This window comes from Serratia ficaria (assembly GCF_900187015.1).
Classification (GTDB): Bacteria; Pseudomonadota; Gammaproteobacteria; order Enterobacterales; family Enterobacteriaceae; genus Serratia; species Serratia ficaria.
Map to the genome: position 1 here is coordinate 3,822,442 of NZ_LT906479.1, position 23,483 is coordinate 3,845,924.

Here is a 23,483-nt window from a genome sequence, read left to right on the forward strand (position 1 = left end):
CCCGCGGTCAGGATATTTTCGCCAAACTCGGATTCTTCTCTTCCGCCGCCGCGCTTTCCTTCGGCAGGGTGACGAACTTCATCAGTACGCCGCTGAACAGGTACAGGCCGGTGAAGATCCAGATCACGCCCACGCTGCCGAGGCTGCCGATAAACAGCCCCACCACCGCCGGCCCGACAAAGGTGCTGAGGCCGGCGCCGAGGTTGAGGATCGACATCGCCGCGCCCTTATTCTCCGGCGCCAGCGACGGCATGATGGCCGACAGCGGCACGAACGCCGCCAGGCAGGCGCCGAACAGCCCGGCGGCGCAGACGGTCAGCAGGTAGTTGGCGCCGAAGAACTGCGGCACGTAATAGAACATCAGCGTGGTCAGCGCGCAGCCGACGCAGCCGAACCACATCACCACGTTGCGCCAGCCGAGGCCGTCGCTGATCACGCCGAAAATCAGGTTGAAAATGATGTTCACCGTCCACAGCGCGGCGTACATCTGCAGCCAGTGGGTGCGGGTAAAGCCCATATCCATCATGTACATCGGCATAAACACCACAAAGCCGTACGCCGCCGAGGTATTGATGGTGCGCACGATGCCGCCCAGGCCGATTTTCGGGTTCTCAAACGCGATGGTGATGCCTTTCAATACGTAGCTCAGCGAGGCTTTTTCCCGGTTGCCGCGTTCCGCCGCGCCTTCGTTGCGGTTGAGCATCAGGGCGATCATCGCGCCCAGCACCACGAAAATCAGCGCGCTCCACAGGGTGTGGATCTCGCCGAGGTAAGGCAGCATGATGCTGGAGTACAGCACGCCCAGCACGCTCAGCCCGCCGCTGTAGACGAACCAGAAAATGCCCACCGCCGATCCCAGCCTCTCCGGCGGCGCTTCATAGGCCACCCACACCAGAAAGCCGTAGGCGAACAGCGGGTAACCCAGGCCGCGCAGCGCATAGGTCGGCACCATGATCGACAGGTTGTTGCTCGGCAGGCCAAACGCCAGGAAACACACCGACCCGATCAGAAACAGGATCAGGCCGGCCAGCATCACCCGGCGGGCGGTGAAAATCTCCGCCAGCACGCCGGAGAACCACGCGGCGATCGCCGCGGCGAAACCGTAGACGCTGAACAGCAGCGCCGACTCCTGAATGGTTAATCCCTTGCCGATTAAATAAGGTGAAAGCCATCCCTGCTCCAACCCTTCGCCCATCATAAACACCAGCACGCCGGCGTAGCCGAGCAGCAGTTTCGGCGACAGACCAATGCGATGAATCAGTCCATGCAACATAGAACACCCCAGCACGTTTGACAGTGGAGGCGCAGGCTAGCCCGCACCCGACGAATGATGCGGCCTCAAAGATTCGGGTTGAGCACCACTTTGATCGAACCTATGCCGCGCTTCATCAATTCAAAGCCTTCGGCAAACTGTTCCAGCGGCAGCGTATGGGTCACCACCCCTTCGGTCGGCAGATCGCCGTTGCTGATGCCTTCAATCACCAGCGGGTAGCAATAAGGGCCGAGGTGCGAGCCGAGCACGTCCAGCTCTTTGCGATCGCTGATAATGCTCCAGTCGACGGTGACCGGATCCTTGAACACCGAGAATTCGACGAAAGTGCCGAGCTTGCGGATCAGCGTCAGCCCCTGCTCCACCGATTTTTGCGCGCCGGTGGCTTCGATATAGATGTCGCAGCCGTACCCTTCGGTCATCTCTTTGATCGCCGCCGGCACATCATCGCGGGTCGGATTGAGCACCACATCGGCGCCAAACCGCTTCGCCAGCGCCAGGCGGTCGTCGGAAAGGTCGAGCACCACCAGCTTCGCGGGGCCGGACTTCTTGATGGCGCCGATCATTCCCAGCCCCAGCGTGCCGGCGCCGGCCAGCACCACCACATCGCCCAGCTTGATGTTGGCGCGTTGCACCGCGTGGAATGAACAGGCGTAAGGTTCGATAAGAATGGCTTTTTCGATCGGCAGATCGGCCGGCACCAGGTAGTTGATCGCCTCTTTGGTGAACTTCATGTATTCGGCCATGCCGCCGTTGACGTTTTTCTGGAAGCCGTACAGGTCGTGCTTCTCACACATCCAATACTGGCCGCGGTTGCAGAAGCGGCACTGCCAGCAGGGGACGATCTGTTCGGAGATCACCCGATCGCCCAGCTTGAAACCTTCCACGCCTTCGCCATAGCCGACCACATGGCCGATAAACTCGTGCCCGGGGATCATCGGCGCCTTGATATAAGCCGGCTGTTTTTCATCGCCCCAAAAGCTGGGCGCCCCTTCGAACGCCTTGATATCCCCGGCGCAGATGCCGCAGGCTTCGATCTTCACCAGGATCTCTTTTGGGCCGATGTCCGGCACCGCCACCTGTTCCAGGCGGTAATCCTTTGGCGCATAGGCCACCACCGCTTTCATGGTTTCAGGGATGCCGTCTGCCATTTTTGCCGCTGTTACGCAGGTCTGACACATAAGTTCTATCCTCTGGTAGGGTTATCTTTATGATCATAAATACACAATAAGAACAAATGAACACTAACGCCAAGCGCCGTTTTTGCCCACCATGAACTTCTCAAAGTGTGATTTCGCTCAAAAAGCCACCTAAATAGCCGTTTAAGGCAAGTAATTGCGATATTAGTCACCATCATCCTCTCAACACCCCATTAAAAGTAACAATCAAAAGATCAACTATTGAACATTTGATTGCATATGATTATGGTAAGCACCATGACGCGCCGAGAGGATCGTCAGCCTTTCCGCTTTCAACCTGGAGATCGCTATGCTGCCTATTGCCATCGGCGCCGATGACGCCGCCATTGAACTGAAGGATCTGATCGTTGCTTATTTGCGACAGCGGGACATTCCCGTCACCGACTACACCGAGGATCGCGCCGCCGGCGGCGGGATCTACCCCGATATCGCCTACCGGGTTGCCCAGGCGATCAAGGCGGAGCAACACCAGCGCGGCATCCTGCTGTGCGGCACCGGCATCGGCATGAGCATCGTGGCGAATAAAGTGCCGGGCATCCGCGCGGCCCAATGTCACGACACCTACTCCGCGCAGCGGGCGCGCAAAAGCAACGATGCGCAAATCATCACGCTCGGCGCGCGCGTGATCGGCGCCGAACTGGCGAAAACCATCGTCGCCGCCTGGCTGGAGTCAGAGTTTGAAGGAGGGGGATCGGCGCCGAAAGTCGCCCGGATCGGCTATTACGAACAGGCCGTCGATCCGCGCTGATCGCGCCTCAGGGCCGGCAGTGGCCGCGCGCAAGCCGCGGCCCGTCTGGCTTGGTTCGGGATTCATTGTTCTTATCCATCGCAACAATCAGAAAAAGCGCATTTTATTTATCACCCTTATGATGCAGTGTGTTCCCCCTACGATGAAAAAGGTTCTCATTTCCCTACATTGAAGCTTGGTCAAGGAGCTTACAAATGAATCAGTTAGACGCACTCAAGCAGCTGACCACGGTGGTAGCCGACAGCGGCGATATCGAATCCATCCGCCAGTTCGAACCCCAGGACGCCACCACCAACCCTTCACTGATCCTGAAAGCCGCCGCGCTGCCGCAGTACCAGCCGCTGATTACCGAAGCGCTGGACTACGCCCGCCGCCAGGGCGGCAGCAAGGAAACCCAGCTGATCAACGCCAGCGACAAGCTGGCGGTCAATATCGGCGTCGAGATCCTGAAAAGCGTGCCGGGCCGCATCTCCACCGAGGTGGACGCGCGCCTGTCGTTTGATCGCGGCATGTGCGTCGCCAAGGCGCGCAAGCTGATCGGCCTGTATCAGGAACAGGGCGTCGACAAATCGCGCATCCTGATCAAGCTGGCCTCTACCTGGGAAGGCATCAAAGCCGCCGAGGAGCTGGAAAAAGAAGGCATCAACACCAACCTGACGCTGCTGTTCTCCTTCGCCCAGGCCCGCGCCTGCGCCGAAGCCGGCGTCTATCTGATTTCACCGTTCGTCGGCCGCATCTACGATTGGTATCAGGCCAAACAGCCCGCCGCCGCCTACGACGCCGAGCAGGATCCGGGCGTGAAATCGGTACGCACCATCTATGAATACTACAAACGGCACCGTTATCAGACGGTGATCATGGGCGCCAGCTTCCGCAAGGTTGAACAAATCCTGGCGCTGGCCGGCTGCGATCGGCTGACTATCGCGCCGAACCTGCTGGAACAGCTGAAAAACGGCGACCAGCCGGTCGAGCGCAAGCTGACGCCGTCGACCGAAGGCTTCCACCAACCCGCCCCGCTTGCCGAAGCCGAATTCCGCTGGCTGCACAATCAGGACGCCATGGCGGTGGAAAAACTGGCCGAAGGCATCCGCCTGTTCGCCGTTGACCAGCAAAAGCTGGAAGACATGCTGGCCGCTGAACTGTAATTACCTGGAGTATCGTTATGTCTTCCCGTAAAGAACTGGCCAACGCCATCCGCGCACTCAGCATGGACGCCGTACAAAAAGCGAATTCCGGCCACCCGGGCGCACCTATGGGCATGGCGGACATCGCCGAAGTCCTGTGGCGCGACTACCTGAACCACAACCCGACCAACCCGCACTGGGCTGACCGCGACCGTTTCGTGCTCTCCAACGGCCACGGCTCCATGTTGATTTACAGCCTGCTGCACCTCACCGGCTATGACCTGCCGATGAGCGAGCTGGAAAACTTCCGTCAGCTCCACTCCAAAACGCCGGGCCACCCGGAATACGGCTATACCCCAGGCGTGGAAACCACCACCGGCCCGCTCGGCCAGGGCATCGCCAACGCCGTCGGCTTCGCCATCGCCGAACGCACCCTGGCCGCGCAGTTCAACCGCCCGGGCCATGACGTCGTCGACCACCACACCTACGCCTTTATGGGCGACGGCTGCATGATGGAAGGCATCTCTCACGAAGTCTGTTCGCTGGCCGGCACCCTCAAGCTCGGCAAGCTGACCGCCTTCTACGATGACAACGGCATCTCCATCGACGGCCACGTCGACGGCTGGTTCACCGACGACACCGCCGAGCGCTTCGAAGCCTACGGCTGGCACGTGGTGCGCCACGTCGACGGCCACAACCCGGACGCCATCAAGGCGGCGATTGAGGAAGCCCGCAAGGTGGCCGACAAGCCGTCCCTGCTGATGTGCAAGACCGTCATCGGTTTCGGCTCACCGAACAAGGCCGGCACCCACGACGTGCACGGCGCCGCGCTGGGCGCCGCCGAAGTGGCCGCCACCCGCGAAGCCCTGGGCTGGAAATACGCCGCCTTCGAAATCCCGCAGGACATCTATGCCCAGTGGGACGCCAAAGAAGCCGGCCAGGCCAAAGAAGCGGCCTGGAACGACAGGTTCGCCGCCTACGCCCAGGCTTTCCCTGAGCTGGCCGCCGAGTTCAAGCGCCGCATGAACGGCGAACTGCCGGCGAACTGGAAAGCCGACGCGCAGAAATTCGTCGAGCAGCTGCAGGCCAACCCGGCCAACATCGCCAGCCGCAAGGCGTCGCAGAACGCGCTGGAAGCGTTCGGCAAGGTACTGCCCGAGTTCCTCGGCGGCTCCGCCGACCTGGCGCCGAGCAACCTGACCCTATGGTCCGGTTCGAAAGCGCTGAACGTCGACCCGGCGGGCAACTACATCCACTACGGCGTGCGCGAGTTCGGCATGACCGCCATCACCAACGGCATCGCGCTGCACGGCGGCTTCCTGCCGTACTCGGCGACCTTCCTGATGTTCGTGGAATACGCCCGCAACGCGGTGCGCATGGCGGCGCTGATGAAGCTGCGCAACGTGTTCGTCTACACCCACGACTCCATCGGTCTGGGCGAAGACGGCCCGACCCACCAGCCGGTGGAGCAGATTGCCAGCCTGCGGGTGACCCCGAACATGAGCACCTGGCGCCCGTGCGACCAGGTGGAATCGGCGATTGCCTGGCAGTACGGCATCGAGCGCAACGACGGCCCGACCACGCTGATTTTCTCGCGTCAGAACCTGACCCAGCAGCCGCGCAGCGCGGAGCAGCTGGCGAACGTGTACCGCGGCGGCTACGTGCTGAAAGACTGCGCCGGCACGCCGGAGGTCATCCTGATTGCCACCGGTTCGGAAGTGGGTATCACGGTGGAAGCGGCGGACCAACTGACTGCTGCGGGCCGTAAGGTACGCGTGGTGTCGATGCCGTCGACGGACGCGTTCGACAAGCAGGATGCGGCGTACCGCGAATCGGTGCTGCCGGCGGCGGTGAGCGCGCGCGTGGCGGTGGAAGCGGGTATCGCGGACTACTGGTACAAGTACGTGGGGCTGAACGGCGCCATCGTGGGCATGACCACCTTTGGCGAGTCGGCGCCGGCGGAGCAGCTGTTCAAGGAGTTCGGCTTCACCGTGGACAACGTGGTGGCCAAGGCGCAGGCGCTGCTGAAGTAAGCGGCCCCTGGCGTTAGCCAATAAAAAGCCCGGCAACGCCGCAATGCCAGTCAGTTAAGCCTGACTGGCATTTTTTTATCCAATTTCTGTATGCTCCGTGCAGGCGGAATTGCCGTAAATACCCTGCATTTCTCTGCTACCGCAATGTACGGCAATTGGAGGGGCCGAAGGCTCGGTCGAGGCGCGTGAGCCTCATGACGCATCTCACCTTTATCGACCGAAAACTTCACCAACACCGTCAGAAAAACGCTAACTGTTCAGCATTACGGCAACGCCGGGCTTTTTCTATTCCATGATGCGGTGGATTTGCAGGTACTGCAGCAGCATGATGGTTTTGCCGTCCTTGATGCGGCCGTCGGCGATCATCGCCACCGCTTCGCTGAACGGCAGTTCGACCACTTCGATATCTTCATCCTCGATGCCGCCGCCCGCCGCCCGCCGCTCATCTTCATGGTATTCGGCGATGAAGAAGTGCACGATCTCGGTCACGCCGCCCGGCGACATGTAAGCCTCGAATATTTTCTTCACCTCGCCGACCTGGAATCCGGTCTCCTCCACCGCCTCGCGGCGCGCGCACTGCTCCGGCGAGTCGGCGTCCAGCAGGCCGGCGCAGGCCTCCAGCAGCATGCCGCTGTCATTGCCGTTGACGTAGGTCGGCATGCGGAACTGATGGGTCAGCACCACGGTGCCCCTGGCGCGGTTGTACAGCAAGATGGTGGCGCCGTTGCCGCGGTCGTACACCTCGCGCATCTGCTGAACTGAACCGCCATCCTTGCGTTTCAAATCAAAGGTGTACTTGTGCAGTACATACCAGTTGTCCGACAGCAGCTCTTTCTTCACATTCTCAATTTTCGATGACATGAACTCTTCTTCCGTTGGCTGAAACGTGAAAATCATACCGCGATTGCGCACCGCTGCGGCAAGCGATTTGCAACAAAAGCCGTCAATGGTCATTCGGCGAGCGGCGGCGGCGCATGGTTGAGGGGTAACCGGCCGAACTCGCTATTTATTTGATTACACAACGACAATTGTTTCCGCCTTGTTGACAACTTGATACAAATCGCGGCGCATTTTAGTTGCAAAAGTTATAGTTTTGCTTTCGAATGAAACTGACGATGCGCGTCGCCCGCACAGAAAAGGATCCGCGATTGCTTGTTAAACGTTCCGTGACCGGCAGCCTGGCCAGGGCGCTGTTTTGCATGGTGATCCTGTCGGTGCTCTCCACCGGATTGGCCCTGATCACCGTCGCCGGCAGCCAAAACGACGCCGAAGCGATCAACATCGCCGGCTCGCTGCGCATGCAGAGTTATCGGCTGGCGTACGATCTCGACACTCGGTCCGCCGAACTGGAGCGGCATTTGCAGCAGTATCAACAATCGCTGCAGGCCCCGTCGCTGCTGAAGCTGGATCGTTTCTACGTGCCGGCCGAGGTGCGGGATGAATACCTGACCCTGCGGCAATCCTGGCAGGGCCTGGCGCAGCAGATCCGCGCCGGCCGGACCCGCGCCTATCAGGCCAACGTCGTTAACCATGTTAACCAGATTGACCACTTTGTTTCCGCACTGCAGCACTACTCCGAGCTGAAACTGACCCTGGTGGCCGCCATCAGCGTGCTGGGCTACGCCGCCATCATCGGCCTGGTGCTGTTTTGCATCCGCTTTATGCGCCGCCAGGTGGTGGCGCCGCTGCAACGCCTGGTGGACGCCAGCCAGCGCGTACAGCGGCGCGATTTCAACCACCCGCCGCTGGATGTCAGGCTGCCGAACGAACTGGGCGTATTGTCGCAGGCCTTCACCGCCATGACCGACGACCTGGCCAAGCTGTATCTGTCGCTGGAGCACAAGGTGCAGGAAAAAACCCAGCGCCTGCAGCAGGCCAATAAAACGCTGGAGGTGCTGTACCGCTGCTCTCAGGCGCTGAGCGTGCGTCAGATCGATCAGCAGGCGTTTGAACAAATCCTCGATATCGTGCGGCAGAGCGAACGGCTGCACAGCATCAGGCTGGAGGTGGCGGACAGCGTCAGCCAATGGCGGCTCGGCTGCGGCGAACCGGCGCCCGCCGGGGCATGGCAGCGGTTGCCTATCCTGCAGGACGGAAAAATCCTGGGGGAGCTGCGCTGGCAGGCGCGCGAGTGCCCGCCGCACCCGCACCTGATGCAGAGCCTGGCCAACATGCTGAGCCGCGCGGTCTATTTCAACCGAGCGCAGAAACAGCATCAGCAGCTGGCGCTGATGGAAGAGCGTGCGACCATCGCCCGCGAGCTGCACGATTCACTGGCGCAGGCGCTGTCGTTCCTGCGCATTCAGCTGACGCTGCTCAAGCGCAGCGTCAACGATAATCCGGCGCAGGCGCGGGAGATTATCGACGATGTCGAGCGCACGCTGGCCGATGCCTATCGCCAGCTGCGCGAACTGCTGGCGACCTTCCGCCTGAACATTCAGGAGGCGGACTTGCACGGCGCGCTGCAGCAGCTGCTGCAGCCATTAAAGGCTCTGAGCAGCGCGCGGATTCAGTTACACTGTCGGCTCTCCTCACAGGCGCTCAACGCCCAGCAGCAGGTGCATGCGCTGCAGATTGTGCGCGAAGCGGTGCTCAACGCCGTCAAACACGCCGGGGCCGACGAGATCGTCGTTCGCTGCGAAGTGAACGCCGCCGGCGATAACGCGTTCAGCATCGCCGACGACGGCTGCGGCATCGCCAGCCTGGAAGAGCCGGAAGGCCATTATGGTTTAACCATCATGAGCGAGCGCGCCGCGCGGTTGGCGGGCACGCTGCGCATCCAACGGCGGGCCGCGGGCGGCACCGAGGTCTGCCTGACGTTTCCGTCATAACCCGCATGGCTGTCCACCCTGCGTTACGCTTGCGCGCCGGCTGGCGGCCGTTTCAGGATGTCCGTGGCGCCGATTGCCACTATTTTAAAAGAGTCCGTCCCACTGTGGAGCACGCCCTCAGGGCGCGTTTGAGTGGCTTTACTTGCTACAGGGAGCATATTTCATGGTGATGAAGCACTACCGAGTAATGATCGTTGACGACCACCCGCTGATGCGGCGCGGCATCAAACAGCTGCTGGGACTGGATCCGCTGTTTAGCGTGGCGGCGGAAGCCGGCAGCGGCGACGAAGCGATCGCTCTGGCGCAGCAGCACGCCCCGGACGTCATCCTGCTGGATCTGAACATGAAGGGCATGTCGGGGCTGGATACGCTGAAAGCGCTGCGCCATGAGGGCGTGGACGCCCGCATCATCGTGCTGACGGTGTCCGATGCGCGCAGCGACCTGTATGCCCTGATCGACGCCGGCGCCGACGGTTATCTGCTGAAGGACAGCGAGCCGGAACTGCTGCTGGAGCACATCCGCGCCGCAGCCGCCGGGCAGAACGTCATCAGCGAGGCGGTGGCGGATTATCTGCTGTCGCGCGGCGAGCAACGCGACCCCTTCGCCGAACTGACCGAGCGAGAGCTGGATGTGCTGCAGGAAGTGGCGCGCGGCATGTCCAACAAACAGGTGGCGGCGCAGCTGCATATTTCGGAAGAAACGGTGAAGGTGCATATCCGCAACATGCTGCGCAAGCTGGACGTGCGCTCGCGCGTGGCGGCGACGGTGATGTACCTGGAACATAAAAGCCAATAACCGCAGCGCTCCCCGGCCGGGGAGCCTTATTCTATCGCGGCGAGCAGCGCCTGGTGATGCTGGTGGATCCAGCTCTTGTTAAGCGGCCCCCAGCTTTCAAGCCGGTAAAAACCGTCGTTATTGCGCACGCCCTGCTGCACGAACTGCAGCTCCACGCCCATGCCGGGCAACGCCTTGAGCACATCTTGCAGCGTGCGGCGCGGCCAGCCGGTCAGCGCCATCAGCCGCGGCACGTTTGGCCGTTCGCTGTGGCCGATCAGCCAGCACAGGTAAAGTCGTCGGGCGAATACCGGATTAATTGCCATGCCAAGCTCCTGCCTCGAAATGATTCCCGTTTGCGCTTAGGTTCCCTGCCCAAAGGATATGCAAGGTCGTTGATAGTAATAAAAATGTCTTAATGATATTTTTTAACCCGTACGGGTGCTGCACCGCAGGTTTCTACTACCGTTATTTACATTATCTCCTTTTTTTCTCCACGCTTTACCCGACCATCCCGAGTAAAGTGCAATAGCGCCGGAATCCTTCCCAGCCGCTGAAATGCATAATCCCGATGCGTCTTAAAGATAGAACAAGTCATAACGAGGTTCGCGCTGCATGGCCAATTTTTTTATTGATCGCCCGATTTTCGCCTGGGTTCTGGCAATTATTCTTTGCCTGACCGGCGCCTTGGCGATTTTTTCCTTGCCCGTTGAGCAATACCCAAACCTGGCGCCGCCTAACGTGCGCATCAGCGCCACCTACCCCGGCGCCTCGGCGAAGACGCTGGAAAACACCGTTACCCAAATCATCGAACAGAACATGACCGGCCTGGACAACATGATGTACATGTCGTCTCAAAGCACCAACACCGGCCAGGCCACCGTGACCTTGACCTTTGAAGCCGGCACCGACCCCAACGAGGCGATGCAGCAGGTGCAAAACCAGCTGCAGGCGGCGATCAAACGCCTGCCGCAGGCGGTGCAAAACCAGGGGGTTACGGTATCGAAATCCGGCGACACCACCCTGATGATGGTGGCGTTCGTTTCCACCGACGGCAGCATGGACAAGCAGGACATCGCCGATTACATCGTTTCCAACCTGCAGGATCCGCTCAGCCGCATTAACGGCGTGGGCAGCATGGACGTTTACGGTTCGCAGTACGCCATGCGCATCTGGCTCGATCCCAACAAGCTGAACAGCTATCAGCTCACGACCCAGGACGTGGTCAGCGCCATTCAGTCGCAGAACGCCCAGGTGGCGGTCGGCCAGCTCGGCGGCACGCCGTCGGTCGATAAGCAGGCGCTCAACGCCACCATCAACGCGCAGTCGCAGCTGCAAACGCCGGAGCAGTTCCGCCAAATCACCCTGCGGGTCAACAAGGACGGTTCGCTGGTGACGCTGGGCGATGTCTCCACCATCGAGCTGGGCGGCGAAAACTACAACTATCTCAGCCGCTATAACGGCATGCAGGCGGCGGGCATGAACATCAAGCTGGCCTCCGGCGCCAACGAGCTGCAAACCGACCAGCTGGTGAAGGACAAAATCGCCGAGCTGTCGCAGTATTTCCCGCACGGGCTGGAGGCCAAGGTGGCCTATGAAACCACGCCGTTCGTCAAAGCCTCGATCAAGGACGTGGTGCAAACCCTGCTGGAAGCCATTTTGCTGGTGTTCCTGGTGATGTACCTGTTCCTGCAAAACTTCCGCGCCACCCTGATCCCCACCATCGCCGTGCCGGTGGTGCTGATGGGCACCTTCGCCATCCTTTCCGCCTGCGGGTTCAGCATCAATACCCTGACCATGTTCGCCATGGTGCTGGCGATCGGCCTGCTGGTGGACGACGCCATCGTGGTGGTGGAAAACGTCGAGCGCGTGATGAGCGAAGAAGGCCTGCCGCCGCGCGAGGCCACGCGAAAATCCATGGGGCAGATCCAGAGCGCGCTGGTCGGCATCGCTCTGGTGCTGTCGGCGGTGTTCGTGCCGATGGCGTTCTTCGGCGGCACCACCGGCGCCATCTACCGCCAATTTTCCATCACCATCGTTTCCGCCATGGTGCTGTCGGTGCTGGTGGCGATGATCCTGACCCCCGCCCTGTGCGCCACGCTGCTCAAACCGATCGCCAAGGGCCATCACCACGGCAAGCGCGGCTTCTTCGGCTGGTTCAACCGCATGTTCAACCGCAACGCCGATCGCTATGAGCGCGGCGTGGGGCGCGTGCTGCACGCCAGCACCCGCTATATGGTGATTTACCTGCTGCTGCTCGGCGGCATGGCGCTGCTGTTCATCAAGCTGCCGACCTCGTTCCTGCCGCAGGAAGACCGCGGCATCTTTACCGTGCAGGTGCAGCTGCCGCCGGGCTCGACCCTGCAGCAGACCTCCAAAGTGGTGGAGAAAGTGGAGCACTACTTCCTGACCAAGGAAAAAGAGGACGTGCTGTCGGCCTTCGCCATCATCGGCGCCGGCCCGGGCGGCAACGGCCAGAACGTGGCGCGCCTGTATATCCGCCTGAAGGACTGGGACCTGCGCACCTCGGGCGCCAATACCTCGTTCGACATCATCGAGCGCGCCACCAAGGCGTTCGAAAAAATCAACGAGGCGCGGGTGATCGCCAGCAGCCCGCCGGCGATCACCGGGTTGGGCAACTCCGCCGGTTTCGATATGGAACTGGAAGATCACGCCGGCCTGGGCCACGACAAGCTGATGGCGGCCCGCAACCAGCTGCTGCAGCTAGCCGGGGAAAACCCGCTGCTGGCGCGGGTGCGTCACAACGGCCTGGACGACAGTCCGCAGCTGCAGATAGACATCGACCAGCGCAAGGCGCAGACGCTGGGGGTTGCTATCGACGACATCAACAACACGCTGTCGACCGCCTGGGGATCGACCTACGTTAACGACTTCGTCGACCGCGGCCGGGTGAAGAAGGTCTACGTGCAGGCGGCCGCGCCGTACCGCATGCTGCCGGGCGACATCGACAAATGGTACGTGCGCAACAGCGCCGGCGGCATGGTGCCGTTCTCGGCCTTCGCCACCTCGCATTGGGAGTACGGCTCGCCGCGGCTGGAGCGCTACAACGGCAGCTCGGCGCTGGAGATCGTCGGCGAAGCGGCCGAGGGCGTCAGCACCGGCACCGCGATGGCCGAAATGGAGAAAATCGTCAGCCAGCTGCCGACCGGCTTCGGCCTGGAATGGACGGCGATGTCCTATCAGGAACGCCTGTCCGGTTCGCAGGCGCCGGCGCTGTACGCCATCTCGCTGCTGGTGGTGTTCCTGTGCCTGGCGGCGCTGTATGAGAGCTGGTCGATCCCGTTCTCGGTGATGCTGGTGGTGCCGCTGGGGGTGATCGGCGCCGTGGCGGCCACCTGGATGCGCGGGTTGGAAAATGACGTTTACTTCCAGGTCGGGCTGCTGACCATCATCGGGCTCTCGGCGAAAAACGCCATTCTGATCGTCGAATTCGCCAACGAGCTGAACAGCAAGGGGCAGGATCTGATGTCGGCGACGCTCGAAGCCTCGCGCATGCGCCTGCGGCCGATCCTGATGACGTCGCTGGCGTTTATCTTCGGCGTGCTGCCGATGGCCACCAGCAGCGGCGCCGGCTCGGGCAGCCAGCATGCGGTCGGCACCGGCGTGATGGGCGGCATGATCTCCGCCACCCTGCTGGCTATCTTCTTCGTGCCGCTGTTCTTCGTGCTGGTGCGCCGTCGCTTCCCCGGCAAGCAGGCTCACGCGGCGCCGGCGGAAAACGCCGGCGAGTAACAAGCCAATAAAAAAGCAGCGTCGGGCAACCGATGCTGCTTATCTCGAACGAAGGCTTCGTTCCCAGGGCGCTTCAGGCGATAGCCAATAAATCCGCCTGGTCATGCGCTTCACCGCAGCGTCAGTTACCCAACATCTCATCAATGAAGTCTTTCCAGTTCCCTAACTCGCGATCGACCATAATGCTTTACAACCTCAATTATTAGACGAAGCGGATTCTACGCCTGTTTTTTGAGCAAGTGAAGCCATTCGGGAACGATGCCGCCCTCGGAAACCGGGGTTAGCGCACATTTTCGTATTTATCTTATCAATAACCGGCTCTTCTATGCCCTTGTGCTATCAATTCTTCCGTAGTAGCGTGCCAGAGGTACAAAAATCCCCCACCTGAGGCTATGTCATGTCCGCGACGCTGACCATCGAACAACTGAAAAGGCTGGGCCGTTATCCTGAAGCCACCGAGCTGGCGCAACATCAGCTGCGGCAGCAGCCGGAAGACGCCGAGTTGCACTACCAGCTGGCCTGTCTGTACGACGTGCAGGGGCTGGAACAGCAGGCCATTCCCTGCTACCTGGCCGCATTGGCGCGCGCCCTGCCGGCCGCCCGGCGGCAGGAGGCCTGGCTGGGCCTCGGCAGCACCTACCGGGCGCTCGGGCAGTACCAACCCTCGCTGGACGCCTTCGACCGGGGGCTGGCGGAATTTCCGCAGGCCAAGGAGCTGACGCTGTTCCGCGCCATGACGTTGTACAACCTGGGGGAAACCAAACAGGCGGTGGCCGACCTGCTGTTGCTGCTGGCGGAAACCTCGTCGCATAGCGACATCAGCAGTTACCAACGCGCCATTCGGCAGTACGCCGCCGATCTCGACCGTATCGGCTAGGGAGGAACGATGGAAATCATCACCGATCCGCAGCGCTGCGCCGTCGATTGGCGGCGACTGAGTCGGCTGCTGGCAGACGCCGGGCTGGGCGAGCGCGACCCGCAGGTGATGCAGCGGGTGTATCAACACAGCCAGTTTTGCTATTGGGGATTTATTGACGGTGAGCTGATGGCCACCGCTCACGCCATCAGCGACATGACCTCGGTGGCCTATCTGGCCGACGTGGCCGTCGATCCGCGCTTTCAGGGCCAGGGGCTGGGCCGGCGGCTGATGGACCGGGTGATGCGGGACCTGGCGCCGCTCGGCAAGGTGTTCATCTATTCGGTACCGGACAAGCTTGAATTCTATAAGAAATACGGCTTCCGCAGCCTGACTACCGGCATGGTGTACGCCGACGGCGCCGCCCTGCAGCGCCTGCAGGACAGCGGCTACGTACGCTGAATCCGCACAAAATCCTCCACGGCGAATGCTCGCCGCATTTTTTCGCGTTTTCCCCGGCTTTCGGACCATTGGACGGTGGAACTCACGGCGGTTTTTCGGCATGCTGGATGCCGGTTTTCATTTTCCGCTCCGGCGGTTTACCACCGGCGTTTCGCCGGTGTTTGGTTGCAGAGAAGGTTTTGACTCCATGACGTTGACCATGTACGGCATCAAAAATTGTGACACCATCAAAAAAGCGCGCCGCTGGCTGGAAGAACAGGGCGTGGCCTATCAGTTTCACGACTACCGCGCCGACGGGCTGGATGAACGGCTGCTGCGCGGTTTTGTCGAGCGACTGGGTTGGGAGCCGCTGTTGAACACCCGCGGCACCACCTGGCGCAAGCTGGATGACGCGCAGCGCAGCGCCTGCGATAACGCCGATGCGGCCATCGCCCTGATGCTGGCCCAGCCGGCTATCATCAAACGTCCGCTGCTGGACGACGGCCAGGGCCACGCCCTGCTCGGCTTCAGCGCCGAGGGCTATCAGCAATTTATCTCCGAGGTCGCAGCATGATTTGCCCGGTTATCGAACTGGCTCAACAGTTGATCAAACGCCCTTCCCTCAGCCCGCGCGACGAAGGCTGCCAACAGCTGATGATCGACCGGCTGCAGGCCATCGGCTTTACCGTCGAAGCGATGGACTTCGAGGACACCCAGAATTTCTGGGCCTGGCGCGGCGAAGGCCGGACGCTGGCGTTTGCCGGCCACACCGACGTGGTGCCGACCGGCGACGAAAAACGCTGGGACAACCCGCCGTTTGAGCCGGCCATCCGCGACGGCATGCTGTACGGCCGCGGCGCGGCGGACATGAAAGGCTCGCTGGCGGCGATGGTGGTGGCGGCGGAACGCTTTGTCGCCGCCAACCCGCACCATCAGGGCCGGCTGGCGTTTCTGATCACCTCCGATGAAGAGGCCAGCGCCACCCACGGCACGGTCAAGGTGGTGGAAGCGCTGATGGCGCGCAACGAACGGCTGGATTACTGCCTGGTCGGCGAACCGTCCAGCACCGATCGCGTCGGCGACGTGGTGAAAAACGGCCGCCGCGGTTCAATCACCGCCAACCTGCACATCCACGGCGTGCAGGGCCACGTCGCCTACCCGCACCTGGCGGATAACCCGGTGCACCGCGCCATGCCGGCGCTGAATGAGCTGGTGGCGATCGAATGGGACCGCGGCAACGAATTTTTCCCGCCGACCAGCATGCAGATAGCCAACGTGCAGGCCGGCACCGGCAGCAACAACGTGATCCCGGGCGAACTGTTCGTGCAGTTCAACTTCCGCTTCAGCACCGAACTGACCGACGCGATGATCAAACAGCGGGTGGAAGAGCTGCTGGAGCGCCACCAGTTGAACTACAGCATCGAATGGCGCCTGTCCGGCCAACCCTTCCTCACCGCGCGCGGCGCGTTGGTGGACGCGGTGGTCAACGCCGTCGAGCACTATTCTGAAATCACCCCGCAGCTGCAGACCACCGGCGGCACCTCGGACGGCCGCTTTATCGCCCTGATGGGCGCGCAGGTGGTGGAGCTGGGGCCGGTCAACGCCACTATCCACAAGGTTAACGAGTGCGTGAACGCCGCCGATCTGCAGCTGCTGAGCCGCATGTATCAACGCATCATGGAGCAGTTGGTCGCATGATCACCGAGGAAATGCTTACCGGGCGCTCCGCCGCGCACCTGGCGCCGCTGAGCGGCAATCACCGCCTGCAGCCCGCGGCGGTGGCGGCCTTTCTCGCCATGCAGCAGGCGGCGCGAAGCGCGGGATTCGATCTGCAGCCCGCCAGCACCTTCCGCGATTTCGATCGGCAATTGGCGATTTGGAATGGAAAATTCTGCGGCGAGCGCCCAGTATTAGATAAGGACAGCAAACCGATCGACGTGGCGACGCTGTCGGTCGCCGAGCGCTGCGAAGCGATCCTGCGCTGGTCGGCGTTGCCGGGCGCCAGCCGCCACCACTGGGGCAGCGATCTGGATGTGTACGATCCTTCGCTGCTGCCGGAAGGCCAAAAGCTGCAGCTGGAGCCATGGGAATATGAGCAAGGGGGATACTTCCACGCGCTCAACCAATGGCTGACGGCGCACATGGCGGAATTTGGCTTTTATCGCCCCTTCACCGAAGACGGCGACGGCGTTGCGGTGGAGCCGTGGCATCTGAGCTACCGCCCGCTGGCGCGCGAGGCCGAGCATCTGCTGACGCCGGCGCTGCTGCTGGCGGCCTGGCGAGACAGGGAGGTTGCCGGTGCCGAATGGCTTGAACGCCATTTGCCATCGATATTTTCGCGTTTTATACGCAGTGAAGGAAAGGAGTGAATATGCAATGGTTAGCGGATTACTGGTGGATCATCCTGTTGATTCTGGTGGGGATGATCATCAGCGGCATTAAAGAGCTGCGGCGCGTGGACGTGAAAGGCTATCTGGCCGACAAACCCGAGATCCCGCCGCACCGCGATAACAACGCCCAGTGGGACGACGAAGACGACTGGCCGAAAAAGAAATGACATCAGGGCGCACCCGGCGCCCTGAGTTTTATTTAAAGGCGATCAGATCGCCGCGTTTGCCGAGCAGCGCCTCATCCCAGTAACGCTGGGGCACGTAGTAATGCAGGCGCTCCAGAGCGCTGGTCATCATGCCCTGATTGATCGCGTGCCCTACCCCTTGCTCCACGTCCAACGTAAAATCGACGCCGTTGGCCTGCAGGCTTTCCGCCGCGGCCTGAGCATGCTGCACCGCGATCGTCGCATCCTCTTCACCGTGGATCAGGTGCACCACGCTGTCGCCGAACGCCTGTTCCGGCAGGCTGGCGAATCGCCCGCTGAACGCCACCACCCGGCCGGCCAGTTTGGGCTCCGCTTTTAGCGCCTCCAGCGCCATGATCGCCCCCTGGGAAAAACCGACCAGCGCCGTGGCGGCGTAGTCCACGCCGCTCTGCCGCTGCCAGGCGCGCACCGCCTCGACAAACTGCGGCATCACTTCGGCAATGCGCGCCGCGCGGTTATCCTCGCTAACGCCCTGTACCGAAAACCACTGGCGGCCGCCGCCGTTATCGACGGCGACGGGGCCACCGATGCTGACCACCAGCGCCTGCGGAAAATCTTTGGCGAAGTAGCTGCCGATCTCGCCCATCGCCACCGGATTGTCGCCCACGCCGTGAAACAACAGGATCAGCTGTGCAGCCGGCGCGGCCGGGCTTTGTACAACAAAATGCTCATGTTTCATCGATGACTCCTCAGGTTGATGGGTTACCGCCCGGCGCGCCCCGGACCACGGCCCTTCACTATACGCCGTTGAGATCGCAGGAAAATCGGGTTTTATTGAGCGACTTCTTCAATTTATTGCAACGATTGCGACCAACCGCGCCAATAGCGGCAGTGCTGCGCGTCAAGCTGCTCCAGCGCCTGCGCCGCCTCGTGTCGCCAAAGGCGCAACAGCGCTTTCTGGCCGCTGACGCCGAACTGCGCGGCGCACGCCGCCGGCGCCCATTGCCGCTGCAAATGCCGGCGCAGCGCCGGCAACGGCAGCTCGCTGGCCATCAGCAGGCGTTGCAGCGCACCCAGGCTGGCTTCCAGCGGGCGATGGGCGAAGGCGAAACCGGCCAGTTCGCGCCAGTCGTCCTCCCCCAGCTGCGGGTCGCCGTCGTCGCCGGGAATTTCCGGCTGCAGATCGATGCGCTGCTGCAGCCAGCGCCAGTCGCGCGCCAAACGCTTGTGCGCCGCATGCCGCAGCGCCTCGCCCTGCTCGCTCAGCGGCAGAATGGCCATCGCGGTGTAGCAGCCGCTGCTGGCCTCCGGCTTGCTGCCAATGCGCGCCAGCTCAAAGCCGCAGGATTGCCAGAAGCGCCACAGCGGTTCGGTATAGCCGAAGCTGACCGAGAGAAAGTCCAGCCCCTGCACCCGACGGCGCTGCTCCTCTATCATACGGCGGGCGATGCCCTGCCGCCGCAGCGCAGGCAACACCGCAATGCGCGTAATGCGCCGTGAACGCAGCGTCGGCGCCCACCACTGGCCGCCATGCGCCGCCAGCGACTGCGCCACCAGATTGCCGCGCGGCCGCCGCCGTCCGGCCCAAACCTCGTGCGCCAGTTCGGCGCTCAGGCCGCCCTCGTCCGCCAGCCACAGCGCGCCGACCACCTCCCGCTCCGCCTGCGCCAGCGCAAAATGCATGCCGGGCGCATCCATCAAGCGGCGCAGATCCAGCGGCGAGGTGCGGTAGTGCGCGCTGCTCAACAGGGCATAAAAACGCGCCAGCCGCTGCGGCTCCGCGCACAGTTCACGCTGTTCCGCCTGGCAGAAGCTCACCGCTTGCCCGGCCGGCCGCCATTCCGGCAGCTCATTGAACAACAACGCATGGTCTATCACCCGTTCCAGCGCGTCGCCCTGCGCCCAGCGCATCGGCTGTTGCAGGCTCAGCGGGTGAAACGCCGGCAGGCCGGCGCAAAACTTCAGTAAAAATCCACGTCCGGTGCCCTCGTAGCCCTGAACCGTGGTGGTTAACAGCACCCGCGGGAAATGGCTGACCAACTGCTGCAACAGCGGGCCGGGAATGGCGGCCGCTTCATCCACCAGCAGCCAGCCCGCCCGGCTGACGCGGTGCTCGCGGCAATGCGCCAACAGCGCATCGGGCGCCCAAAACTGCGCGCGGCCCTGCGCCCACTCGGCGGCGACGTCGGTCGCGGCCCGGCTCGGCCCGGTGATCCAACAGGTCAGCGGCGAATTCGCCACCAGCATGCCCGCCAGCGTCGACTTGCCGCGGCCGCGCGCGGCGGTCAACACCCAGATGCCGGACTCGGCCTTCAGCAACTGCGTCAATATCGCCTGCTGTTCGACGGTAGGCAAACCGGAAGGCGGCCGCCAGCGCGCCCGCTCGGGCAGCGGCGCCAGCGACAGGGCCTCATCCTGGCGCCAGAGCGTCACTTCGCCGTCGGCGGCCAGGTGGCGCTGCAGGTGCTGAATAAAATGCGGGGTGGTGATCGGCTGCGGGCAATCGCTCCAGCGCAGGCTGTCGGCGTCCGGCAACTGGTGCCACCGTCGCCAGGGCGGGGTCAGCAGCAGCAGCCAGCTGCCGGCGCGCAGCGCGCCCGACAGCGCCGCCAGCGCCTCGACATCCAGCCCCTGGGTGGCGTCAAACACCGCATGCAGCCGCTCCTGCCCCAACAGCTGGCGCACCGCGCCGCTCGCCAGCGCCGGCACCTCGGGCGGCGGAGCGTCGCCGACCCACGGCCAATCGCCCGGCAGCGTCGCGGCCAGTTGCCGCGCCTGCTGTCGGCACCATTCCGCTTCGCCGCTGAGCACCAGTAAACGCCTGATGCCCTGCTGCCGCATACGTTGTTGCATTGCCTGTAACATCAGAATCCAGACCTGAAAAAAATGCCGGAGTCAGGCTCCGGCATGGGGTGTATTAACGGGATGCGAAGGTGTTGCAGGTATTAGGGTCGCCGCTGTCGAAGCCCTGCTTGAACCAGGTATAGCGCTGTTGCGAGGTGCCGTGGGTAAAGCTGTCCGGCACCACCCGGCCCTGGCCCTGCTGCTGCAACCGGTCATCGCCGATCGCCTGCGCGGCGTTCAGCGCCGCCTGCAAATCCCCTTCTTCCAGCATCTGCTGCTTCTCGGCGTATTTGCCCCACACGCCGGCGAAGCAGTCCGCCTGCAGCTCCATCTTCACCGACAGGCGGTTAACTTCCGCCTGGCTGGCGCCCTGCTGCATCTGGCGCACCTTAGGTTCGATGCCCAGCAGGTTCTGCACGTGATGGCCGACCTCGTGCGCCACCACATAGGCCTGGGCAAAATCGCCGCCCGCGCCCAGTTTGGTTTTCATGTCCTGATAGAACGACAGGTCGATATAGACCGTTTTGTCTCCCGGGCAGTAGAACGGCCCCATCGCCGCCTGGCCGGTGCCGCAGCTGGTGCGCGTTACGCCGCGGTACATCACCAGCTTGGGCGGCTGATAAGTTTTGCCCATGCGCTGGAACACTTCCTTCCAGTTATCTTCGGTCGACGCCAGCACCACCGAGGTGAATTTGGCCAGCTCGTCGTCCTTCGGACTGATAGTGGCGCTCTGCTGCTGGCTTTGGGTCGTCACGTCACCGCCGTTCAGCAGCGGCGACAGATCGATGCCGTAATAACCGGCCACCAGCACCACCACCAGAATGACTATCCCGCCCTTGCCGCCGATCGGCGGCCGAAAGCCGCCGCCGCCCCCCAGACCTGAAGACTGCCCGCGACGATCCTCAACATTGTCACTTTCCCGACGCCCTTGCCAACGCATAAGTAAACTCCAGATTAGGTTTTTGGTAATCGTAGGAAATTCGCCCACTGATTACCATTATAAAGGGTCAGAGGCGGAGGAAATGTAGAATTTTTCTGGAAATGCGGGGGAAACAATGACGGGGCGATCCGGCCGGACGGCCCCGTATGGCAAAAAACGCTTAGTCCAGCTTCACGCCGATGCGGCGCGCCACTTCTTCATAGGCTTCGATCAGGCCGCCCAGGCTCTGGCGGAAACGGTCTTTGTCCATCTTGTCCAGGGTGTTTTTGTCCCACAGGCGGCTGCCGTCCGGCGAAAACTCATCGCCCAGCACCACTTCGCCGTTGAACAGGCCGAATTCCAGCTTGAAGTCGACCAGGATCAGGCCCGCGTCGTCGAACAGCTTGCTCAGCACGTCGTTGGCGCGGTAGCTCAGCTCGCGCATGCGCGCCAGATGCGCTTTGCCCACCCAGCCGAAGGTTTCGCAGTAGGATTCGTTAACCATGGGATCGTGCATGGCGTCGTTCTTCAGAAACAGATCAAACAGCGGCGGGTTCAGCACCAGGCCTTCTTCGATGCCCAGACGCTTCACCAGCGAACCGGCGGCGCGGTTGCGGATCACGCATTCGACCGGCACCATGTCGAGCTTCTTCACCAGCACTTCGTTGTCGGACAGCAGACGCTCCATTTGGGTCGGGATGCCGGCTTCTTCCAGTTTGCTCATGATGAAATGGTTGAACTTGTTGTTCACCATGCCTTTGCGGTCGAACTGCTCAATGCGCTGACCATCCAGTGCTGACGTATCGTTGCGGAATTCCAACACCAGCAGATCGGGATTTTCGGTGGTGTAGACGGTTTTCGCCTTTCCGCGATACAACTCAGCTAACTTTTGCATCTTACATACTCCAATAAGGATACCCTTCAGCTTTCGAACGACAGCGTCGTTGGCTGCCGCTTGAAATCGGGGGGGTATAAAATTGATACAACGAATTATTTAACAACACACCTGGGTATATTGTGCCAAACCTGCGACGCAAACGATACCGTGCTGAGCAAACAAAAAGGGGCCGGGGCCCCTTTTTAGTTATTTAACGCTGGTTTTACTGAACGCGGACTGGAATGCCGCCACCAGCGCGTCGTTTTGCGACTGGGTCAACGGCTTGCCCTTGGGATCGATAAATTGCAGGCTGGTGCGGTTGTTCAGGTCACCGACCTGCAGCTTGTAATCCCCTTCGGTCAGCTCAGGATCCTTGACGCCCAGGGCGTCCCAATCGCTGCTGCTCGGCGCTTTGTAGGTCACGGCGACGGTGCCCTGCGGACGGCTGCGGTCACCCACTTTCATCCCCAGTTTCTCCAGCGCCGGCGGCAGGCGATCCCACACCACGGTGTAAGGGCCGCGCACCACCAGCATCGGCAGGCCGGTATCATCGGCGCCGCTCTGCACGTCGAGCGCGCCGAAACGGCTCGCCGATTCGCTGCTCGCCAGGTTGTCTTGTTTATCCAGGCCTTCGACCAGGGTGTTCATCATCATGCCGTTGTAACGCTGAATTTCAGAAGGGTCGGTAACCGGGTCGGTTTTGCCCTGCTGCTGCAGGCCGACGCTTTTCACCACCAGCGCCTGCTGGTAACCCTGCTGTTGCACGCTGATCTGATAGCGGCCTTCGTACTGGTTGTCTTCGTCCAGACGGTTCCATTTCACCCAGTCGGTGGTCAGGGTCTGACCGGCGTCCTGACGTGAAGCGATGGCGATGTTCTTCGCCTGCAGCAGGCTGACCACGCGCGACCACAGGTTCTGGTTTTGCGGGCTGTTTTCCAGCAGCAGCGTGCCGCTGTCGCCGTTGTACTGCGCGCGTGAACCGCTCAGCAGCGCCAGCGGCTGCACCGGCGGACGAATGTCCAACTGCTTGCCGACGCCGCCTTTCAGCTGGGTGGCCGGCACGTCATAGTTGCCGCTCTGCACCGGCAGGATCATGCCAGCAGGCGCGTTCAGCGCCTTGAGCGGCGAGGCGTCGAGATAGGCCTCGTCGCCGCTGACCTGGCGCTTGTAGCGCTGATCGCTGCTACAGGCCGCCAGCATCATAACCAACGAGACGCCAACGATTTTCGCTACTCTCGACTTTTGCAATGAATAAGCCATCAAATTTCCCTTAAGAG

Annotated in this window: 22 protein-coding genes; 12 read left to right on the plus strand and 10 right to left on the minus strand. The window is 61.9% G+C overall.

Annotated elements, in window-relative coordinates:
* Positions 1-7: 7 nt before the first annotated feature.
* Both CKW09_RS18065 and CKW09_RS18070 read right to left on the minus strand, forming a co-directional pair.
* Positions 8-1,273, minus strand: coding sequence for an MFS transporter (locus CKW09_RS18065; RefSeq protein ID WP_061799403.1), 1,266 nt, complete (start codon positions 1,271-1,273; stop codon positions 8-10).
* A 65-nt stretch (positions 1,274-1,338) separates the two neighbouring features.
* Entirely contained in the window at positions 1,339-2,451 is a 1,113-nt protein-coding gene (locus CKW09_RS18070; RefSeq protein WP_061799405.1) for an MDR/zinc-dependent alcohol dehydrogenase-like family protein, read from the minus strand.
* A 307-nt stretch (positions 2,452-2,758) separates the two neighbouring features.
* Between CKW09_RS18070 and rpiB the strand changes: the two genes are divergently transcribed.
* The 3 genes from rpiB (at position 2,759) to tkt (ending at position 6,374) form a co-directional block, all read left to right on the plus strand.
* Complete coding sequence (gene rpiB, locus CKW09_RS18075) at positions 2,759-3,217, plus strand: ribose 5-phosphate isomerase B (RefSeq protein ID WP_095098666.1); 459 nt, start codon at positions 2,759-2,761, stop codon at positions 3,215-3,217.
* A 194-nt stretch (positions 3,218-3,411) separates the two neighbouring features.
* Positions 3,412-4,362: a transaldolase gene (gene tal / locus CKW09_RS18080; RefSeq protein WP_061799409.1), complete on the plus strand. Its 951-nt coding sequence runs from the start codon at positions 3,412-3,414 to the stop codon at positions 4,360-4,362.
* A gap of 17 nt (positions 4,363-4,379) precedes the next feature.
* Positions 4,380-6,374 (plus strand): transketolase, encoded by a 1,995-nt coding sequence (gene tkt / locus CKW09_RS18085; protein ID WP_095098672.1) that lies wholly within the window; start codon positions 4,380-4,382, stop codon positions 6,372-6,374.
* Between the two features lie 285 nt (positions 6,375-6,659).
* Here tkt and nudK read toward each other — a convergent pair whose 3' ends face one another.
* Positions 6,660-7,235, minus strand: a complete 576-nt coding sequence (gene nudK / locus CKW09_RS18090) for a GDP-mannose pyrophosphatase NudK (protein WP_061796688.1) — start codon at positions 7,233-7,235, stop codon at positions 6,660-6,662.
* Between the two features lie 287 nt (positions 7,236-7,522).
* Between nudK and narQ the strand changes: the two genes are divergently transcribed.
* On the plus strand, positions 7,523-9,205 hold the full coding sequence (narQ, locus tag CKW09_RS18095; RefSeq protein WP_095100249.1) for a nitrate/nitrite two-component system sensor histidine kinase NarQ: 1,683 nt from the start codon (positions 7,523-7,525) through the stop codon (positions 9,203-9,205).
* A 163-nt stretch (positions 9,206-9,368) separates the two neighbouring features.
* Positions 9,369-10,001 carry a response regulator gene (locus CKW09_RS18100; RefSeq protein ID WP_061796676.1) on the plus strand — a complete coding sequence of 211 codons (633 nt, stop codon included), beginning with the start codon at positions 9,369-9,371 and terminating at the stop codon, positions 9,999-10,001.
* Positions 10,002-10,027: 26 nt separating this feature from the next.
* Here CKW09_RS18100 and CKW09_RS18105 read toward each other — a convergent pair whose 3' ends face one another.
* Complete coding sequence (locus tag CKW09_RS18105; protein ID WP_061796675.1) at positions 10,028-10,306, minus strand: winged helix-turn-helix domain-containing protein; 279 nt, start codon at positions 10,304-10,306, stop codon at positions 10,028-10,030.
* 289 nt (positions 10,307-10,595) lie between these two features.
* Between CKW09_RS18105 and acrD the strand changes: the two genes are divergently transcribed.
* On the plus strand, positions 10,596-13,733 hold the full coding sequence (acrD, locus tag CKW09_RS18110) for a multidrug efflux RND transporter permease AcrD (protein ID WP_061796673.1): 3,138 nt from the start codon (positions 10,596-10,598) through the stop codon (positions 13,731-13,733).
* A 121-nt stretch (positions 13,734-13,854) separates the two neighbouring features.
* Here the strand turns inward: acrD and ypfM are convergent, their stop codons facing one another.
* The gene (gene ypfM, locus CKW09_RS25000; RefSeq protein ID WP_100396732.1) at positions 13,855-13,914 is read right to left on the minus strand and encodes a protein YpfM; all 60 of its coding nucleotides are present in this window, start codon (positions 13,912-13,914) and stop codon (positions 13,855-13,857) included.
* Between the two features lie 216 nt (positions 13,915-14,130).
* Between ypfM and CKW09_RS18115 the strand changes: the two genes are divergently transcribed.
* From CKW09_RS18115 to CKW09_RS18140, 6 genes are all read left to right on the plus strand, one after another.
* Entirely contained in the window at positions 14,131-14,610 is a 480-nt protein-coding gene (locus CKW09_RS18115; RefSeq protein ID WP_095098675.1) for a tetratricopeptide repeat protein, read from the plus strand.
* 9 nt (positions 14,611-14,619) lie between these two features.
* Positions 14,620-15,051, plus strand: a complete 432-nt coding sequence (locus CKW09_RS18120) for a GNAT family N-acetyltransferase (protein ID WP_061796669.1) — start codon at positions 14,620-14,622, stop codon at positions 15,049-15,051.
* Between the two features lie 187 nt (positions 15,052-15,238).
* Positions 15,239-15,604: an ArsC family reductase gene (locus CKW09_RS18125; protein WP_061796686.1), complete on the plus strand. Its 366-nt coding sequence runs from the start codon at positions 15,239-15,241 to the stop codon at positions 15,602-15,604.
* Positions 15,601-16,728, plus strand: a complete 1,128-nt coding sequence (dapE, locus tag CKW09_RS18130; protein ID WP_061796668.1) for a succinyl-diaminopimelate desuccinylase — start codon at positions 15,601-15,603, stop codon at positions 16,726-16,728. The genes CKW09_RS18125 and dapE overlap by 4 nt, the downstream gene beginning before the upstream one ends.
* Positions 16,725-17,399: a M15 family metallopeptidase gene (locus tag CKW09_RS18135; protein ID WP_061796666.1), complete on the plus strand. Its 675-nt coding sequence runs from the start codon at positions 16,725-16,727 to the stop codon at positions 17,397-17,399. Before dapE ends, CKW09_RS18135 begins: the two co-directional genes overlap by 4 nt.
* Positions 17,400-17,401: 2 nt before the next feature.
* On the plus strand, positions 17,402-17,587 hold the full coding sequence (locus tag CKW09_RS18140; RefSeq protein WP_061796664.1) for a YpfN family protein: 186 nt from the start codon (positions 17,402-17,404) through the stop codon (positions 17,585-17,587).
* A 28-nt stretch (positions 17,588-17,615) separates the two neighbouring features.
* Here the strand turns inward: CKW09_RS18140 and ypfH are convergent, their stop codons facing one another.
* From ypfH to bamC, 5 genes are all read right to left on the minus strand, one after another.
* Positions 17,616-18,305 carry an esterase gene (gene ypfH / locus CKW09_RS18145; protein WP_061796662.1) on the minus strand — a complete coding sequence of 230 codons (690 nt, stop codon included), beginning with the start codon at positions 18,303-18,305 and terminating at the stop codon, positions 17,616-17,618.
* A 113-nt stretch (positions 18,306-18,418) separates the two neighbouring features.
* Entirely contained in the window at positions 18,419-20,431 is a 2,013-nt protein-coding gene (locus CKW09_RS18150) for a tRNA(Met) cytidine acetyltransferase TmcA (protein WP_095098679.1), read from the minus strand.
* A gap of 52 nt (positions 20,432-20,483) precedes the next feature.
* A complete protein-coding gene (gene ypfJ / locus CKW09_RS18155; RefSeq protein ID WP_061796659.1) occupies positions 20,484-21,350 on the minus strand; it encodes a KPN_02809 family neutral zinc metallopeptidase in 867 nt (288 codons plus the stop codon).
* A 160-nt stretch (positions 21,351-21,510) separates the two neighbouring features.
* A complete protein-coding gene (purC, locus tag CKW09_RS18160; protein ID WP_061796658.1) occupies positions 21,511-22,224 on the minus strand; it encodes a phosphoribosylaminoimidazolesuccinocarboxamide synthase in 714 nt (237 codons plus the stop codon).
* Between the two features lie 189 nt (positions 22,225-22,413).
* The gene (bamC, locus tag CKW09_RS18165; protein WP_061796657.1) at positions 22,414-23,466 is read right to left on the minus strand and encodes an outer membrane protein assembly factor BamC; all 1,053 of its coding nucleotides are present in this window, start codon (positions 23,464-23,466) and stop codon (positions 22,414-22,416) included.
* Positions 23,467-23,483 lie beyond the last annotated feature (17 nt).

What these genes read in the sequence shown, in the direction of transcription:
- CKW09_RS18065 (WP_061799403.1), bottom strand. Translation starts at nt 1,273, where the DNA reads ATGTTGCATGGACTGATTCATCGCATTGGTCTGTCGCCGAAACTGCTG.
- CKW09_RS18070 (WP_061799405.1), bottom strand. Translation starts at nt 2,451, where the DNA reads ATGTGTCAGACCTGCGTAACAGCGGCAAAAATGGCAGACGGCATCCCT.
- rpiB (WP_095098666.1), top strand. Translation starts at nt 2,759, where the DNA reads ATGCTGCCTATTGCCATCGGCGCCGATGACGCCGCCATTGAACTGAAG.
- tal (WP_061799409.1), top strand. Translation starts at nt 3,412, where the DNA reads ATGAATCAGTTAGACGCACTCAAGCAGCTGACCACGGTGGTAGCCGAC.
- tkt (WP_095098672.1), top strand. Translation starts at nt 4,380, where the DNA reads ATGTCTTCCCGTAAAGAACTGGCCAACGCCATCCGCGCACTCAGCATG.
- nudK (WP_061796688.1), bottom strand. Translation starts at nt 7,235, where the DNA reads ATGTCATCGAAAATTGAGAATGTGAAGAAAGAGCTGCTGTCGGACAAC.
- CKW09_RS18100 (WP_061796676.1), top strand. Translation starts at nt 9,369, where the DNA reads ATGGTGATGAAGCACTACCGAGTAATGATCGTTGACGACCACCCGCTG.
- CKW09_RS18105 (WP_061796675.1), bottom strand. Translation starts at nt 10,306, where the DNA reads ATGGCAATTAATCCGGTATTCGCCCGACGACTTTACCTGTGCTGGCTG.
- acrD (WP_061796673.1), top strand. Translation starts at nt 10,596, where the DNA reads ATGGCCAATTTTTTTATTGATCGCCCGATTTTCGCCTGGGTTCTGGCA.
- CKW09_RS18115 (WP_095098675.1), top strand. Translation starts at nt 14,131, where the DNA reads ATGTCCGCGACGCTGACCATCGAACAACTGAAAAGGCTGGGCCGTTAT.
- CKW09_RS18120 (WP_061796669.1), top strand. Translation starts at nt 14,620, where the DNA reads ATGGAAATCATCACCGATCCGCAGCGCTGCGCCGTCGATTGGCGGCGA.
- CKW09_RS18125 (WP_061796686.1), top strand. Translation starts at nt 15,239, where the DNA reads ATGACGTTGACCATGTACGGCATCAAAAATTGTGACACCATCAAAAAA.
- dapE (WP_061796668.1), top strand. Translation starts at nt 15,601, where the DNA reads ATGATTTGCCCGGTTATCGAACTGGCTCAACAGTTGATCAAACGCCCT.
- CKW09_RS18135 (WP_061796666.1), top strand. Translation starts at nt 16,725, where the DNA reads ATGATCACCGAGGAAATGCTTACCGGGCGCTCCGCCGCGCACCTGGCG.
- CKW09_RS18140 (WP_061796664.1), top strand. Translation starts at nt 17,402, where the DNA reads ATGCAATGGTTAGCGGATTACTGGTGGATCATCCTGTTGATTCTGGTG.
- ypfH (WP_061796662.1), bottom strand. Translation starts at nt 18,305, where the DNA reads ATGAAACATGAGCATTTTGTTGTACAAAGCCCGGCCGCGCCGGCTGCA.
- CKW09_RS18150 (WP_095098679.1), bottom strand. Translation starts at nt 20,431, where the DNA reads ATGTTACAGGCAATGCAACAACGTATGCGGCAGCAGGGCATCAGGCGT.
- ypfJ (WP_061796659.1), bottom strand. Translation starts at nt 21,350, where the DNA reads ATGCGTTGGCAAGGGCGTCGGGAAAGTGACAATGTTGAGGATCGTCGC.
- purC (WP_061796658.1), bottom strand. Translation starts at nt 22,224, where the DNA reads ATGCAAAAGTTAGCTGAGTTGTATCGCGGAAAGGCGAAAACCGTCTAC.
- bamC (WP_061796657.1), bottom strand. Translation starts at nt 23,466, where the DNA reads ATGGCTTATTCATTGCAAAAGTCGAGAGTAGCGAAAATCGTTGGCGTC.